15 protein-coding genes are annotated in these 14280 nt (G+C 39.8%); 8 read left to right on the forward strand and 7 right to left on the reverse strand.

Annotation, left to right across the window (positions count from 1 at the left end):
- Together BQ4443_RS10145 and BQ4443_RS10150 are read left to right on the forward strand one after the other, a co-directional pair.
- Entirely contained in the window at nucleotides 1–771 is a 771-nt protein-coding gene (locus BQ4443_RS10145; RefSeq protein ID WP_071058869.1) for a YggS family pyridoxal phosphate-dependent enzyme, read from the forward strand.
- Nucleotides 772–781: 10 nt separating this feature from the next.
- On the forward strand, nucleotides 782–1483 hold the full coding sequence (locus BQ4443_RS10150) for a glutamine amidotransferase (RefSeq protein ID WP_071058872.1): 702 nt from the start codon (nucleotides 782–784) through the stop codon (nucleotides 1481–1483).
- A 159-nt stretch (nucleotides 1484–1642) separates the two neighbouring features.
- Here the strand turns inward: BQ4443_RS10150 and BQ4443_RS10155 are convergent, their stop codons facing one another.
- Nucleotides 1643–2806: an NAD(P)H-dependent flavin oxidoreductase gene (locus BQ4443_RS10155; protein WP_071058874.1), complete on the reverse strand. Its 1164-nt coding sequence runs from the start codon at nucleotides 2804–2806 to the stop codon at nucleotides 1643–1645.
- 407 nt (nucleotides 2807–3213) lie between these two features.
- On the opposite strand from BQ4443_RS10155, the gene rpmI reads away from it, so the two are divergent.
- The 6 genes from rpmI (at nucleotide 3214) to BQ4443_RS10185 (ending at nucleotide 8122) form a co-directional block, all read left to right on the forward strand.
- Nucleotides 3214–3411: a 50S ribosomal protein L35 gene (gene rpmI, locus BQ4443_RS10160; RefSeq protein ID WP_023952492.1), complete on the forward strand. Its 198-nt coding sequence runs from the start codon at nucleotides 3214–3216 to the stop codon at nucleotides 3409–3411.
- 12 nt (nucleotides 3412–3423) lie between these two features.
- On the forward strand, nucleotides 3424–3783 hold the full coding sequence (gene rplT / locus BQ4443_RS10165; protein WP_023952490.1) for a 50S ribosomal protein L20: 360 nt from the start codon (nucleotides 3424–3426) through the stop codon (nucleotides 3781–3783).
- 95 nt (nucleotides 3784–3878) lie between these two features.
- Nucleotides 3879–4901 carry a phenylalanine--tRNA ligase subunit alpha gene (pheS, locus tag BQ4443_RS10170; RefSeq protein WP_071058988.1) on the forward strand — a complete coding sequence of 341 codons (1023 nt, stop codon included), beginning with the start codon at nucleotides 3879–3881 and terminating at the stop codon, nucleotides 4899–4901.
- 30 nt (nucleotides 4902–4931) lie between these two features.
- Nucleotides 4932–7340 carry a phenylalanine--tRNA ligase subunit beta gene (pheT, locus tag BQ4443_RS10175; protein WP_071058875.1) on the forward strand — a complete coding sequence of 803 codons (2409 nt, stop codon included), beginning with the start codon at nucleotides 4932–4934 and terminating at the stop codon, nucleotides 7338–7340.
- 19 nt (nucleotides 7341–7359) lie between these two features.
- Nucleotides 7360–7671: an integration host factor subunit alpha gene (locus BQ4443_RS10180; RefSeq protein ID WP_023952486.1), complete on the forward strand. Its 312-nt coding sequence runs from the start codon at nucleotides 7360–7362 to the stop codon at nucleotides 7669–7671.
- Nucleotides 7672–7729: 58 nt separating this feature from the next.
- Nucleotides 7730–8122, forward strand: coding sequence for a MerR family transcriptional regulator (locus BQ4443_RS10185; RefSeq protein WP_071058877.1), 393 nt, complete (start codon nucleotides 7730–7732; stop codon nucleotides 8120–8122).
- A gap of 171 nt (nucleotides 8123–8293) precedes the next feature.
- On the opposite strand, the gene BQ4443_RS10190 is transcribed toward BQ4443_RS10185, so the two are convergent.
- From BQ4443_RS10190 to BQ4443_RS10215, 6 genes are all read right to left on the reverse strand, one after another.
- Nucleotides 8294–10561 carry a RelA/SpoT family protein gene (locus tag BQ4443_RS10190; RefSeq protein ID WP_071058879.1) on the reverse strand — a complete coding sequence of 756 codons (2268 nt, stop codon included), beginning with the start codon at nucleotides 10559–10561 and terminating at the stop codon, nucleotides 8294–8296.
- A 15-nt stretch (nucleotides 10562–10576) separates the two neighbouring features.
- Nucleotides 10577–10783 carry a DNA-directed RNA polymerase subunit omega gene (gene rpoZ / locus BQ4443_RS10195; protein WP_023949052.1) on the reverse strand — a complete coding sequence of 69 codons (207 nt, stop codon included), beginning with the start codon at nucleotides 10781–10783 and terminating at the stop codon, nucleotides 10577–10579.
- Nucleotides 10784–10800: 17 nt separating this feature from the next.
- Nucleotides 10801–11433: a guanylate kinase gene (gene gmk / locus BQ4443_RS10200; protein ID WP_071058881.1), complete on the reverse strand. Its 633-nt coding sequence runs from the start codon at nucleotides 11431–11433 to the stop codon at nucleotides 10801–10803.
- 89 nt (nucleotides 11434–11522) lie between these two features.
- Nucleotides 11523–13202, reverse strand: coding sequence for a PhoH family protein (locus BQ4443_RS10205; RefSeq protein ID WP_023949054.1), 1680 nt, complete (start codon nucleotides 13200–13202; stop codon nucleotides 11523–11525).
- Nucleotides 13203–13234: 32 nt separating this feature from the next.
- Nucleotides 13235–13702, reverse strand: coding sequence for a peroxiredoxin (locus tag BQ4443_RS10210; RefSeq protein ID WP_071058883.1), 468 nt, complete (start codon nucleotides 13700–13702; stop codon nucleotides 13235–13237).
- Between the two features lie 24 nt (nucleotides 13703–13726).
- Nucleotides 13727–14161, reverse strand: a complete 435-nt coding sequence (locus BQ4443_RS10215) for an Mth938-like domain-containing protein (RefSeq protein ID WP_071058886.1) — start codon at nucleotides 14159–14161, stop codon at nucleotides 13727–13729.
- Nucleotides 14162–14280: the final 119 nt, after the last annotated feature.

Genomic DNA, 14280 nt, shown 5'->3' on the forward strand with positions numbered 1-14280 from the left:
ATGTTAAATAAACCACTATACCGTAAAGCCAATACGATAGAAGAATTAGCAGAAAACTTAGCGACTATTCAAGCACGAATAGCGCTTGCTTGTGAGCGTGTGGGGCGAGATAAGCAATCTGTACGTTTATTGCCAGTGACTAAGACGGTGGATGAAGAACGCTTGCGTATGGCGTATCAACTTGGTTGTACGACAATGGGAGAAAATAAGGTTCAAGAGGCATTAGCCAAATATGAAGCGATGCAGGATCTAGCCATTAAATGGTCAATCATTGGTCATTTGCAGACGAATAAAATTAAATATGTAGCACGTTTTGCCGATGAGTTCCAAGCATTGGATAGTTTGAAAGTGGCTGAGCAATTAAATGAACGATTACAACAGCACAATCGTACACTTGATGTATTGATTCAAGTCAATACGTCAGGGGAAGAGAGCAAGTATGGGCTAGTACCTCAGGAAGTCGCTACGTTTATAAAAAAGTTGGCACCCTTTGAACAGTTAAACGTCAAAGGGTTAATGACACTGGCATTATTTTCAGCGGACCAACAAAAGGTACGCGATTGCTTTATTCTTTTACGCCAATTAAGAGATTCTCTACGAGATAATTTACCAGAGGGGATGTCACTGGAAGAACTTTCAATGGGTATGTCAGGCGATTTTGAAATAGCTATTGAAGAGGGAGCCACCATTGTACGGATTGGTCAAGCTATTTTTGGCGCGAGAAATATTCCTGACTCGCATTATTGGCCAGAAAATAACACGCCTGTGTAGGTAGAAAGTAATGAATAAAACCGTTTTAGTATTACGTCATTTACAGTTTGAAAATTTAGGTATTTTAGAACAAGAGTTGATACATCAAGGCTATACGATTGAGTATGTCGAAGCTCCTCTAGCTAATTTTTCGCAATTGGATGCTATTGAGCCAGATTTATTAATTGTCTTAGGTGGGCCGATTGGAGTACATGAAGAGGCTATCTATCCTTTTTTACAATCAGAATTACAGTTTATCCAAACAAGATTGGCGAGTAAAAAACCTATTTTAGGTATTTGCTTGGGGGCTCAATTAATGGCAAGGGTCTTGGGTGCTAAGGTCTATGCGACAGGCAAAAAAGAAATTGGTTATGCACCGCTGATTTTGACGGAGCAAGGACAAAAAAGTGTGCTTTCGTTATTGAATGAAACGCCTGTATTGCATTGGCATGGCGATCAATTTGAAATCCCTGCTGGGGCACAGCATTTGGCAAAAACGACAGTGTGTGATTATCAAGCATTTCAATACCAACAATTTGCATTAGGGTTGCAATTTCATTTAGAGGCTGATGCTGAAGCAATTGAATTGTGGCTAGTTGGACATGCATGTGAGTTAGCACAGGCAAAAATCAATATTGCTGAAATCAGGGAGCAAGCGAAAACATATGGTGAAGCGTTGAAAAAAGCTGGAATTGCTGTATTTAGAGCATGGCAACAAGAAGTAGGGCTCTAAAAAAATAAAAAGCCAAATAGTCGTGTTGTTGCTATTTGGCTAATGGTTTAGTTGGCTAGAAATTAGATATTTATAAGCCTTAATAATGCATTACTTAATGATGCGTTATAAAGCACCTAGGTAGTGCTCTTCATAATACGCATCATCTTACTTCAACACTTATGCAACGCTTGCTTCTTTGCCTGTAAGCAAATAGTACATTGTTTCATAAACAGAGCGAATTTGATCACCAAATGGGAGAGGGTCTTTACCGCGGAAGAATAAACCTTTTCTCACATCGCCATTTAAAGCATCGGTTAGGCGCTGGTCAATGCAAAATTGTCCAATTTTACTAATCCCATCACGTAGCCCGCACGTTTGTAAGCAATTTAATGCTTGTACGCAACGACGTGGGTCAGCTTTGGCATTGGCTTGTAGCTTTGCTTCTGTTTGTAAGTATTTTTTTAGGAAAGGTGTTAACACGCCTCGTGCAGGTAAACCAGCAACAGACATAAATTCAACAATATCTTCAGGCTTGGCTTCTGACAGTGTTTTCTTAAAATTAATATGTGCATCCCCTTCTTTAGTTACAGCAAAGGCGGTGCCGATTTGAACAGCATTTGCTCCCCATTCTTGGATAGCTGTACGGATTTTTTTAACATGAGCCATACCACCAGCCAGAATAAGAGGAATTTTTTCGCTTTCTAGTCCTAATTGTTTAAAGACTTCTTGCGTTTCTTCAATCACTCGACGGAAGCTAAAACGTTCATTATTTAAATCTGAAATTTGTTGAGCACCGAGATGACCGCCAGCATGATTAGGGTGTTCAATCACGATTGCATCAGGTAAGCGATTTTTTTTCATCCACCGTTTTAAGACAACTTGAATTCCTCGTGACTCAGACAAAATAGGTAATAGTGCAACATCGGGGTGGTCGGCAGTCAAATCAGGTAATTCAAGAGGTAAACCTGCGCCCATCACAATAGCTTGAGCACCTGATTCGCAGGCTTGTTTTACTAAATTAGGATAGTCAGTCACCGCTTTCATGACATTGACTGCGATAATGCCCTTACCATCAGCTTGAGCGAGGGCTTTTTTAATTTCACGGTCTAAGGCAATATGGTTGAGTCTATCGTAATTTTCTTGGGTGGGGTTGGCTTTGGATTCAGCCAGTAAATCAGGATGTAAATGACGTAAATCAATACTGGCAATAGTTCCTACACCATTTTCTCTGGCGACAGCACTAGCAAGCTGGCTAGCAGAAATACCTACACCCATACCGCCTTGGACGATAGGAAGTAGTGATTTGGAACGAATAACAAGAGGATCGTAAATAGTGTGCATAATGCTTCCACCCAGAAAATAAACATGACTATTTTACCTTAATTTCAAACATCGTATGAAATACCACAGTAAAAAACAAGGTCTATAGAGTTTGTTAATCCTTAGTGCAAAATAAGATGATTTTTGCTATTGAATTGAGATAGGGTTTTGCCATTAAGGGGATATGATTTTATTAGTAAGCATATTACTTAGAGGCTGATGGCACGATATTATTACAACAGTTAAAATATTGATTTTGTTATGTTTATAGACAAAATTTGAAATAACTGTTAATATTATCAGCTTGTTCCAATCTTAGGCTTTTTAAAGTTCGAACGAATTTGGGGCAAGCGATTAACTTGGGTCTTACAAGAGTTAGTGTTTTTGATTAACCACCTAAAGTTAACATTTTAAGAGTACTATTTATTATGCCTAAAATGAAAACCAAGAAAAGTGCTGCTAAGCGCTTTCAGGTACGCGGTAGCGGTTCAATTAAGCGTGGTCAAGCGTTCAAACGCCACATTCTAACTAAGAAAACCACAAAAAATAAACGTCAATTACGCGGTTCAGCTGCAGTTCACGAGTCTAACGTGGCTTCAGTTCGCGCGATGATGCCTTTTGCTTAATAGGAGAATACTATGCCTCGCGTAAAACGCGGTGTAACCGCACGTGCTCGTCACAAAAAAGTTATTAATGCTGCTAAAGGTTATCGTGGTCGTCGCGGTAACGTGTTCCGTGTTGCTAAGCAAGCGGTAATGCGTGCCGGTCAGTATGCTTACCGTGACCGTCGCAACAAAAAACGCACTTTCCGTGCTTTATGGATTACTCGTATCAATGCTGCTGTTCGTGATCAAGGTTTAACTTACAGTGCATTTATCGCTGGCTTGAAAAAAGCAGCTATTGAGTTAGACCGCAAAGTATTAGCTGATATGGCTGTTAATGACAAAGCAGGTTTTGCTGCTATTGTTAAACAAGCTAAATCGGCCCTAGGTGCTTAATCAGTGTTTTAATTTATTAAAAAATTGATTGTAAAACCCTTGCAGGCGGGGCTCAAATTTGGGCTCCGTTTGTTTTTTTAATGTATGGTAATGTCATGTCACAGACTCTCGATGATTTAATTCAACAAGCAAAACACAGTTTTGAAAATGCACCTGATGCTGCTTCTTTGGAAAATGAAAAAGCCAAGTTTCTAGGTAAAAGTGGTAGTATCACGGCGTTAATGAAAGGTTTAGCCCAATTATCACCAGAAGAAAAACGTGAAGAAGGTGCACGTATTAATCAGGCTAAGCAGGCTATTGAACAGTTGCTAAAAGATCGTCGCGAAGCGTTTGCGCAAGCGGAATTAAATGCTCGTCTAGCCGCAGAAACGATTGATGTGACTCTACAAGGTAGAGGAATTGACATGGGTGGTATTCACCCAGTGATTCAAACATGGCAACGTATTGAACAAATCTTTAAATCAATTGGTTTTGCTGTGGCAGATGGTCCAGAGATTGAGGATGATTGGACAAATTTTACCGCCCTCAATAATCCAGAAAACCATCCTGCACGTTCCATGCAAGATACATTTTATGTGGATATGAAAGATGCAAAAGGCTTGCCTTTATTGCTTCGTACCCACACAAGTCCGATGCAGGTGCGCTATGCACGTATGCACAAACCACCTATTAAGGTCATCGCACCCGGTCGCACGTATCGTGTAGACTCTGATGCTACTCACTCACCGATGTTCCATCAAGTTGAAGGGTTATGGATTGATGAAAACATTTCCTTTGCAGACTTAAAAGGTGTTTATACGAATTTCTTACGCGCATTTTTTGAAACAGATGATTTATGCGTGCGTTTCCGTCCATCATTCTTCCCCTTTACAGAGCCATCAGCCGAAATTGATATGATGTTTACGTCAGGTCCCAATAAAGGTCGCTGGTTAGAGATTTCTGGCTCTGGTCAAGTGCATCCTGTGGTTATTCGCCATTATGGATTAGATCCCGAAAAATATGTAGGCTTTGCGTTTGGTTCGGGTATTGAGCGTTTGACAATGTTACGTTATGGCATTAATGATTTACGCCAGTTTTACGAAGGTGATTTGCGTTTTTTAAAGCAATTCAATGTTTAACCGTGTAACTTCTTATTTGGATAATTAATCATGTTAGTTTTAGAGTCTTGGTTACGTGAAGTTGCTAACCCAAATTTAAACACAGAAGAATTAACTCATCGCCTAACAATGGCTGGGCTTGAGGTAGAGGGAGTTGAGCCTATTGCTCCTCCTTTTAGTGGTGTTGTTGTCGCTGAAATCAAAGAGATCGCACAGCATCCAAATGCGGATAAATTACGTATTTGTCAGGTTGATGCAGGTACTGGTGAGCTTTTACAAATTGTATGTGGTGCACCGAATGCCGCCAAAGGTATCAAAGTTCCTTTAGCAACGATTGGTGCGGTATTACCAGGAAATTTTAAGATTTCCAAAGGCAAACTAAGAGGTGAAGAATCTTTTGGTATGCTTTGCTCAGCCAAAGAATTAGGTATTTCAGAAGAAAGCTCAGGTCTATTAGTGTTAGATGAAACATTAGCTGTAGGACAAAATATTCGTGATGCCTTAAAACTTGATGACAATGTTATTGAAATCAAATTAACGCCTAACCGTGCAGACTGTTTATCTATTTATGGTGTTGCTCGTGAAGTAGCTGCATTAACTGATGCACCATTAAAAACATTTGATTTTACACCTGTCCCTGTGACAATTCAGGATACGCTAAAAGTTAATGTACAAGCGACTGATTTATGTGGTCGTTTTGCTGGTCGTGTGATTCGTGGGGTGAATGCTAAGGCAGCCACACCTGATTGGATGAAAGCACGTTTGGAAGCGGCAGGACAGCGTTCAGTTTCTATTCTAGTTGATATCTCTAACTATGTAATGCTTGAGTTAGGTCGTCCTACACATATGTTCGACTTGGATAAAATTAATGGTGATATTAGTGTTCGTTGGGCAAAAGAGGGCGAAAGTTTGGAGTTACTCAATGGTCAAACAGTGGAATTAGATGCTGAAGTAGGTGTTATTGTTGCAGGCAATACGATCGAAGGTCTTGCTGGTATTATGGGTGGTGAGGCAACTGCTGTTTCAGATGAGACAAAAAATGTCTATCTAGAAGGTGCTTTCTGGTATCCTGATGCTATTGCTGGTCGTGCTCGTCGCTTTAAATTCTCATCTGAGGCAAGCCATCGTTTTGAACGAGGTGTAGATTTTCATCATGTCACAGAGCATATGGAATACATCACTCGCTTAGTACTTGAGCTATGTGGTGGTCAAGCTGGTCCTATTGATGACCAAATTTTAAATTTGCCTGAGCGTAAACCCGTACAATTACGTTTAGCACGTTGCCAAAAAATTCTAGGTATTGCTGTTAGCAAAGAGCAGGTCGCTAGTATTTTTACTCAATTAGGTTTGGTATTTACAGAAGCAAATGATGTGTTTACGGTAACGCCTCCGTCATACCGTTTCGATATTGAAATCGAAGAGGACTTGATTGAAGAGGTGGCGCGTATCTATGGCTTTGACAATATTCCTGATGTAGCACCAATTGTTCCGGCAATCATGCTACCAACGGATGAAACTGTGCGTAGTGAACATACTATGCGCCAAGTGATGGCTGCTCAAGGTTATCAAGAAGTGGTGAATTTCAGTTTTGTGGAGCGAACTTGGGAAGAGGACTTTATGGGGAATAAAGATCCTATTGCCTTATTAAATCCAATTGCTAGCCAATTAGCTGTGATGCGTTCAGGTTTGACGGCAGGGTTAATTGCGAATATTGTTTACAATGCTAAACGCAAACAAAACAGAGTGAAAGTATTCGAGTTGGGACGTATATTTAGTCGTAATGCTTCAGTACATGACGGTGATTTGACCGTGGCTAATGTTGATCAACCCTTACACCTTGCCGGTGCTTCTTGGGGATTGGCATATCCCGAACAATGGGGACTGGCTGCTCGTCAGGTCGATTTCTTCGATGTCAAAAAAGATGTTGAAAACCTTTATGGTCGTGCAGCTGCACAATTAACATTTGTGCCTTTAACTAATCACCCTGCGTTGCACCCGGGGCGTAGTGCAGAGATTGTGTTAGAGGGTAAAGTAGTTGGTTTTGTGGGTGAGCTTCATCCTGTATGGGTACAAAAATATGAGCTTAATCATGCGCCAGTTGTGTTTGAGGTGACAGTTTCATCGTTAAAAGCACAAGCATTGTATCAGCCAAAAGAACTATCAAAACAACCAATCGTGATTCGTGACTTAGCTGTATGGGCGCCAAATACGCTCGCAGTACAGTCTTTGATTGATAGTATTCAGCAAGCAAGTCGTAAAGTACCTGAGCTCTCAATTATTCAAGATATTAATTTATTTGATATTTGGAAAGATGCTAAAAGTGAGGTTGCTGAGCGTAGTCTAGCATTCCGCTTTACCTTACAAGATCCTGCTGTTACTTTGGAAGATGCACGTGTAGAGCAATGTATGGCAAAGGTTTTGGCTATTTGGATAGAACAATTTGGTGTTCGTCAACGTTAATAAAAAAGGAAGTTAAACAATGCAAGCTGACAATAAAACACTAACTAAAGCTGATTTAGCTGAAATGCTGTTTGATTTTGTAGGGTTAAATAAACGTGAGGCAAAGGATATTGTGGATACGTTTTTTGATCAAATCAAAGAGTCTTTGGCTCAGGGTGATTCAGTTAAACTGTCTGGGTTTGGTAACTTTCAGGTGCGTGATAAACCTGCTCGACCAGGTCGTAATCCCAAGACAGGAGAAGTGATTCCTATCGAAGCTCGTCGTGTGGTGACATTTCATGCCAGTCAGAAACTAAAAGCGATTATCGAAGACCCTAATACTGTACTTTAAAATATTGGTTTAAAATCGTGTAAAATAAGGGAACTTCAAACCGTATTAGAAAAGAATTATGACAATACAGACAGAATTGATATCTACAGAAAGTTTGCCACCAATTCCGGCAAAGCGTTATTTCACAATTGGTGAAGTATCAGAACTTTGTAATGTAAAACCTCATGTTTTACGTTATTGGGAACAGGAGTTTACACAGCTAAGCCCTGTTAAACGTCGTGGCAATCGTCGGTACTATCAACATCATGAAGTGTTATTAATTCGTAAGATTCGTGAGTTACTTTATGATCAAGGTTTCACTATTAGTGGTGCACGTAATCGCCTTGGAGAAGTGAGAGATACGGCAGGAACGGATAGTGCGGTACGACTAAGTGCTAAAGAAATTCAGCAGTTGCGTGGCGATTTGACACAAATTCTTGAAGACTTAGATAGTGCATTATCGTTTCGTTAATTCGTTAATTATTAAGCCCTGAAATTGCCACAATATCATTTTAAAAAACTAGCCTATGAGAGAGAGTTAGTTAATAAAAAAAGCTCATCAGTATTTGATGAGCTTTTTTATTGGTACGGCTAAATCGCCAGGCTTTTGGAAAGTATCGGGATGTATAAATTATGTAACTGATTAGAAGCCTTTTGTACGTACAATATTACGTACTTGAGATACTTGACGTATTGAGCGAATGATTTGCGCTAAATGCTTACGATTTTCTGCTTGTAAAGTGATATTTAATGTGGCGATTTTCGACGCTTCATCACTCATGCTAAGGTAGACAATATTTGAATCCGCTGCAGCAATTTGAGCAGCAATTTTACCTAGAACACCTTTTTCATTATCAAAGGTAATTGTTAGTCGAGTAGTGAGTAATTTACTTGGTTCATCATCCCAACCAACAGAAACCCAACGTTCTGGTTCTTTTTTGCGTTGATTAAGTGCAACAGGGCAGTCATCTGTATGAACGACAAGTCCATAGCCAGGGCGTACAACAGCGATTAGACTATCGCCAGGTAGAGGAGAGCAACATCGAGAAAGGGTTACAGATTGTCCCTCGTTACCTTGGATAAGGATTTGAGTTGAGTGAGCAGCATTTAATTCATCTAGGTCAGTTGCACTCGTAGCAATCATTGGAGAATCAATAACAAAGCGTCTAGCCACTACAGACGCTAAGCGACGACCCAAGCCAATATCAGTGAGAATGTCATCAATACTAGAAGCACCAGATTCTTTAGCCAGTTTTGCCCATAGAGGATCATCTCTAGATGGCATAGTGATATTCAAATCTTTAAGCGCTTGAATTAAGAGTTTTTCACCAAAAAGAATGGATTCTTGTAAATTAACTGTTTTGAGATAATGACGAATCTCAGAACGAGCCTTGCCTGTACGAGCATAATTGAGCCATTGTAGGTTAGGTGTGGCTGAGTCTGAGGTGATAATTTCGACCGTATCTCCACTCACTAAGGTAGTTTTGAGTGGTGCCGCTTGACCATTAATAATAGCGGATACGGCATGTGTACCAATTTTGGTATGAATTGAGTAAGCAAAATCAATTGGTGTAGCTCCACGTGGTAGAGAAATAATTTTTCCTCTTGGTGTAAGCACATAAACAGAGTCAGGGAATAAATCCACTTTGACGTTATCTAGGAACTCTGAGGAGTCACCTGTTTGACTTTGGATATCCAATAATGATTGCAACCAACGATGAGTTTGCTTTTGCAAATCACTCAAGGTCATATCATCGCTCTTATATAGCCAATGAGAAGCCACACCTTCTTCTGCAATATGGTCCATATGTATAGTACGAATTTGGAACTCAATAGGCGTACCGTAAGGACCTACAAGTGTTGTATGTAGAGACTGGTAACCATTGATTTTTGGTATAGCAATATAGTCTTTGAACTTTCCCGGAACAGGGCGATAAAGTTGATGTAATACACCTAGCACGATATAGCATTCTGTGAGGGTATTTACAATAATTCTAAATCCATAAATATCCAATACATCTGAAAATGATTTTTTTTGTTCTTTCATTTTCTTATGGATGCTATAGAGTGTTTTTTCACGGCTGGCAATTTTGCCCTCAATACCATAGGCTGGGAGGGCTGCACGGATATTATCGGTAATCTTGCCTAAGAGATTACGACGAGTGCCATGGGCATTTTCTAGTGCTTTTTTTAGTACACGATAACGATTGGGATAATACGCAGCGAAAGCTAAATCTTCAAACTCACGGACGAGATTGTTTAAACCTAAACGATTGGCGATAGGAGCATAAATCTCTAATGTTTCATTAGCGACCCTTCTTGCTTTAGTAGCATCCACGCCGTCCAGCGTGCGCATATTATGCAAGCGATCTGCTAATTTCACCAAAATAACACGAACATCTTTAGCTGTGGCTAGCAACATTTTGCGAAAGCTTTCGGCTTGTTGCTCGGCTTTGCTCGCAAAATTAATACGCTCTAACTTGGTTAAGCCATCGACTAAATCAGCGACATCTTCGTTAAAACGTTCAGCTATTTCAGATTTTTTGATATCTTGATCTTCAATGACATCATGCAATAGCGCTGCCATCAACGCATTAGGGTCTAGTTTCCAATGGGCACAAATTTCGGTAACGGCGACAGGGTGAGTAATGTAAGGATCACCACTAGAGCGCATTTGCCCAGTGTGTGCTTTTTCAGCAAATAAAAAAGCCTCACGAATTTGTGCAACATCCGTAGAGGGGAGGTAAGTTTTTATTTGCGACAATACCCCATCAAATAAATCACCTTTTGGAGATGGGGTAGGGGTTGGATTAGTTAACGATTGTGCTGCAGGTTTTTTCTGCTTACGTTTAAAAGGTGACTTCTGACGTAAGGCATTAAGAAATGATGATGACACACCTTTGAGACCCATCAGCACATCTCCCTATTAAGTAGGTACTTTGCTTAACATTTCTAAGCCAGTTTTGCCTTCGGCAATTTCGCGTAAAGCAATTACAGTAGGTTTGTCATTATTGACTTCTACGCGAGGTTGATGGCCTTGTGCTAATTCACGAGCACGGTAAGTGGCGACTAATGTTAAATCAAAACGATTAGGGATTTTTTCTAAACTATCTTCTACAGTAATACGAGCCATGATAAAAACCTAAAATATTATTTTGGGGTATAAGAAATTCCCAATTCAGCAAAAAGTTTGTGATGCTTTACCGCTTGACTTGGATAACGTAATCCAGCTGTTGAAACAATTTGTTCTAATTGTGTTAAAGCAGTATCAAATGAGTCATTAATAATAACATATTCGAACTCATCTGCGTGGGCAATTTCACTACTTGCAGCTAATAATCGGCGAGAAATGACGGTGTCTGAATCTTGACCACGATTTTTCAGGCGATTTTCAAGTTCTTCAATAGAGGGGGGGAGGATAAAAATATCAATAATATCCGGAAATTGTTTACGTACTTGACGTGCACCTTGCCAATCAATTTCTAGCAAAATATTTTCACCATTTCTGATTTTTTCCTCTACGAATGGACGAGGTGTACCATAAAAATTACCATGTACTTCCGCCCATTCTAAGAGGTTATTATGCTCACGCCATTTAGAAAATTCTTCCACTGAAACAAAATGATATTCACGACCATGCTCTTCACCAGGACGAGCTGGTCTAGTCGTACATGATATGGATAAATGGATGTCAGGATATTTTTTTAATAATGCATTGACCAAACTGGATTTTCCCGCACCACTAGGAGCAGATATCATAAATACATTACCAGGATATTTCATAGTTAGCCTTTCTTACAGCAAAAAGAGACTCTTATCATAGCAAAAAAGTATTCAACCGTGATAAAAATTAGTCTTTTTGCTATGCTAGCCTAGAGTGCATCACTCGCATAGTCAGCTAAGCGAGAACGTTCGCCTTTTTGCAATGTAATATGTCCTGAATGTGGCCAGCCTTTAAAACGATCCACAACGTAGGTAATACCAGAACTGCCCTCGGTTAAATAAGGGGTATCAATTTGTGCAATATTACCCATACAAACGATTTTTGTCCCCGGACCTGCACGAGTGATAAGGGTTTTCATTTGTTTAGGTGTTAAGTTTTGTGCTTCATCAATAATCACAAATTTATTTAAAAAAGTTCGTCCACGCATAAAGTTCATTGATTTTACTTTGATATGCGATTGGATAATTTCCTTACTAAGACTGCGTTCCCATTGAATGGAGCTATCTTGGCGTGCACGTGTATTTAAAAACTCTAAGTTATCCTCTAAGGCGCCCATCCATGGTTGCATTTTTTCTTCTTCTGTTCCCGGTAAGAAACCAATATCTTCACCGACCGATACGGTAGCACGGGTCATAATAATTTCTGTGTAACGCTTGGTTTCTAATACTTGGGTAAGCCCAGCCGCTAAGGCCAATAATGTTTTACCTGTACCGGCTTGACCTAATAAAGTAACAAAATCAATATCAGGATTCATCAGTAAATTGAGGGCAAAATTTTGCTCACGATTACGTGCACTAACGCCCCAAACATTATTTTTAGGATGCGTATAATCACGGATTGTTGCTAGTACAGCGGTTTTGCCACTGACTTCTTTTACTTGAGTGTAAAGAGGGCTATCGCCTTCAAAATACACAAACTCATTCACACTAAAATCCGCTACATGAGGGCCTTTAATGCGATAAAAAGTCGTACCAGCTTGTGTCCACGACTCCATATCTTTGCTATGTTTTACCCAAAAATTATCGGGTAAAAGAATATTGCCCTCATAGATTAAATCAGAGTCTTCAACCGTGTGGTCATTTAAATAGTCTTCAGCACTTAAGCCAAGAGCACGTGCTTTAAGACGCATATTGATGTCTTTAGACACAAGCGTTACTTGGCGTTGTGGAAATTGATTTTGCAAGCTTTGTACCACGGTGAGGATCATATTGTCTGCTTTTCCAGAGGGCAGGGCAATGCTTAAAGGATCATCAAGTTTTTCAGTTTGAAACCAGAGGCGACCAGTAGCTTCTTTATTGCCTAAACTATTTAAAGCTAGCCCTTCGGAGAGGTTTGTTGACTCTGTACATAGATCATCTAGTGTACGGCTGACTTGGCGTGCATTACGTGCGACTTCTGTCATACCCTTTTTATTATGGTCTAACTCTTCTAGTGCCATCATGGGTAAGTAAATATCATGTTCCTCAAAGCGGAATAATGAGGTTGGGTCATGCAATAGCACATTGGTATCTAATACAAAGAGTTTAGTGGCTCCAGTGCCTTGTGAGCTAGCTTTTTTATGGTGACGATTAGCCGGTTTTGTCGCTTTTTTCTCAGATGCTTTAGTGGTAGTAGTAGAGGCCGTTGATGCAACAGAGGGTTTATTAGGCGCTGTTGCTGTACTTACGGTTGTATTGTTTGCTACTGTTGTGGGTTTCACCCCCTCAGTCAGGTTTGCCTTAGTGCGTAAAGGAGTTTGTCCAGTCGTCGATGGTGTTAACTCTGCTTTAGGTTCTTTGGATACATCAACTTTACTCGCTAGAGTAGTGGGCATTTTTGGTAAAGGCATATCAATTTCCTGAGGGTTAGATTTAAGGGGGATTAGTTAAGGCCACGGATAAAGGCTAAAACAGTCTCAACATGCTGTGGCACTTTAACGCCACGCCATTCTTGTTGCAGAATACCATTTTCATCAATCACAAACGTTGAGCGCTCTATACCTCGCACTTGTTTACCGTACATATTTTTAAGCTTCATCACACCAAATAATTCACATAATGTTTCATCTGGGTCTGAAATCAAGGCGAAAGGCAAGTCTTGTTTAGTACTAAAGTTGTCATGTGATTTAAGAGAGTCGCGGGAAACACCAACCACAGCTGTATTGAGTTGAGAAAATTCTTCAATGCTATCTCTAAAGTTTTGTGCTTCTGTCGTGCAACCAGGCGTGCTATCTTTAGGGTAAAAATACAATACTAGTTTTTTTCCTGCGAAATCTTTGAGTGATAAGGTTCCTTGGTTACTTTCAGCATTCCAGTCGGGTACTTTTTTTCCAATTTCAATTTGACTCATATGAATATCCTTTTCTTAAAATAATTAGTCAATTAATAAGGCAATAGCCACTTTTCTGCCTTCTGACATAAGTACATTATATGTTCGAGCAGCGGCTTTTGAGTCCATAGTCTCAATACCTATACGTGCGTGCATAAGAGGGGCAAGAATACTAGGTGAAATAAATGCCTGACGCTTACCAGTACCAATAATAATAATCTCTGGTGCATCAATATAATTGACTTGGGGAGTATCGTTGAGAAAGTCTAAAGCAGATGTGCTAGCTTTGACTAGGCCAGCCGCTGTTTCGATATGTTCAAGAGTAATCTCTGTAAAGTGATTCACAGACCACTCTGATATTTCTCCGTGGGGCTTAAAATAGATAGGATGGTGATAGCGTGTATCATTGACTTCGATATAATCTTCACCATAACCAGTAACGGTATTTAGGGCTGTTCGCGGTTCTCGATGTAATTGCACATAAACTCCAATGTTTTTATTATCTTAGTATCCTAATATGACAGGTTTGTTATAGTTTAATATTATAAGAAAAAAAATAAAGCAAAATAAATTCTGCGGAAATTCAAAATACCTTGCAT

It is taken from the genome of Pelistega sp. MC2 (assembly GCF_900099475.1).
Lineage (GTDB): Bacteria > Pseudomonadota > Gammaproteobacteria > Burkholderiales > Burkholderiaceae_B > Taylorella > Taylorella indica.

Bases quoted from the DNA above. Each gene is read 5' to 3' on its own strand.
- BQ4443_RS10145 (WP_071058869.1), top strand. From the start codon at position 1: ATGTTAAATAAACCACTATACCGTAAAGCCAATACGATAGAAGAATTA.
- BQ4443_RS10150 (WP_071058872.1), top strand. From the start codon at position 782: ATGAATAAAACCGTTTTAGTATTACGTCATTTACAGTTTGAAAATTTA.
- BQ4443_RS10155 (WP_071058874.1), bottom strand. From the start codon at position 2,806: ATGCACACTATTTACGATCCTCTTGTTATTCGTTCCAAATCACTACTT.
- rpmI (WP_023952492.1), top strand. From the start codon at position 3,214: ATGCCTAAAATGAAAACCAAGAAAAGTGCTGCTAAGCGCTTTCAGGTA.
- rplT (WP_023952490.1), top strand. From the start codon at position 3,424: ATGCCTCGCGTAAAACGCGGTGTAACCGCACGTGCTCGTCACAAAAAA.
- pheS (WP_071058988.1), top strand. From the start codon at position 3,879: ATGTCACAGACTCTCGATGATTTAATTCAACAAGCAAAACACAGTTTT.
- pheT (WP_071058875.1), top strand. From the start codon at position 4,932: ATGTTAGTTTTAGAGTCTTGGTTACGTGAAGTTGCTAACCCAAATTTA.
- BQ4443_RS10180 (WP_023952486.1), top strand. From the start codon at position 7,360: ATGCAAGCTGACAATAAAACACTAACTAAAGCTGATTTAGCTGAAATG.
- BQ4443_RS10185 (WP_071058877.1), top strand. From the start codon at position 7,730: ATGACAATACAGACAGAATTGATATCTACAGAAAGTTTGCCACCAATT.
- BQ4443_RS10190 (WP_071058879.1), bottom strand. From the start codon at position 10,561: ATGGGTCTCAAAGGTGTGTCATCATCATTTCTTAATGCCTTACGTCAG.
- rpoZ (WP_023949052.1), bottom strand. From the start codon at position 10,783: ATGGCTCGTATTACTGTAGAAGATAGTTTAGAAAAAATCCCTAATCGT.
- gmk (WP_071058881.1), bottom strand. From the start codon at position 11,433: ATGAAATATCCTGGTAATGTATTTATGATATCTGCTCCTAGTGGTGCG.
- BQ4443_RS10205 (WP_023949054.1), bottom strand. From the start codon at position 13,202: ATGCCTTTACCAAAAATGCCCACTACTCTAGCGAGTAAAGTTGATGTA.
- BQ4443_RS10210 (WP_071058883.1), bottom strand. From the start codon at position 13,702: ATGAGTCAAATTGAAATTGGAAAAAAAGTACCCGACTGGAATGCTGAA.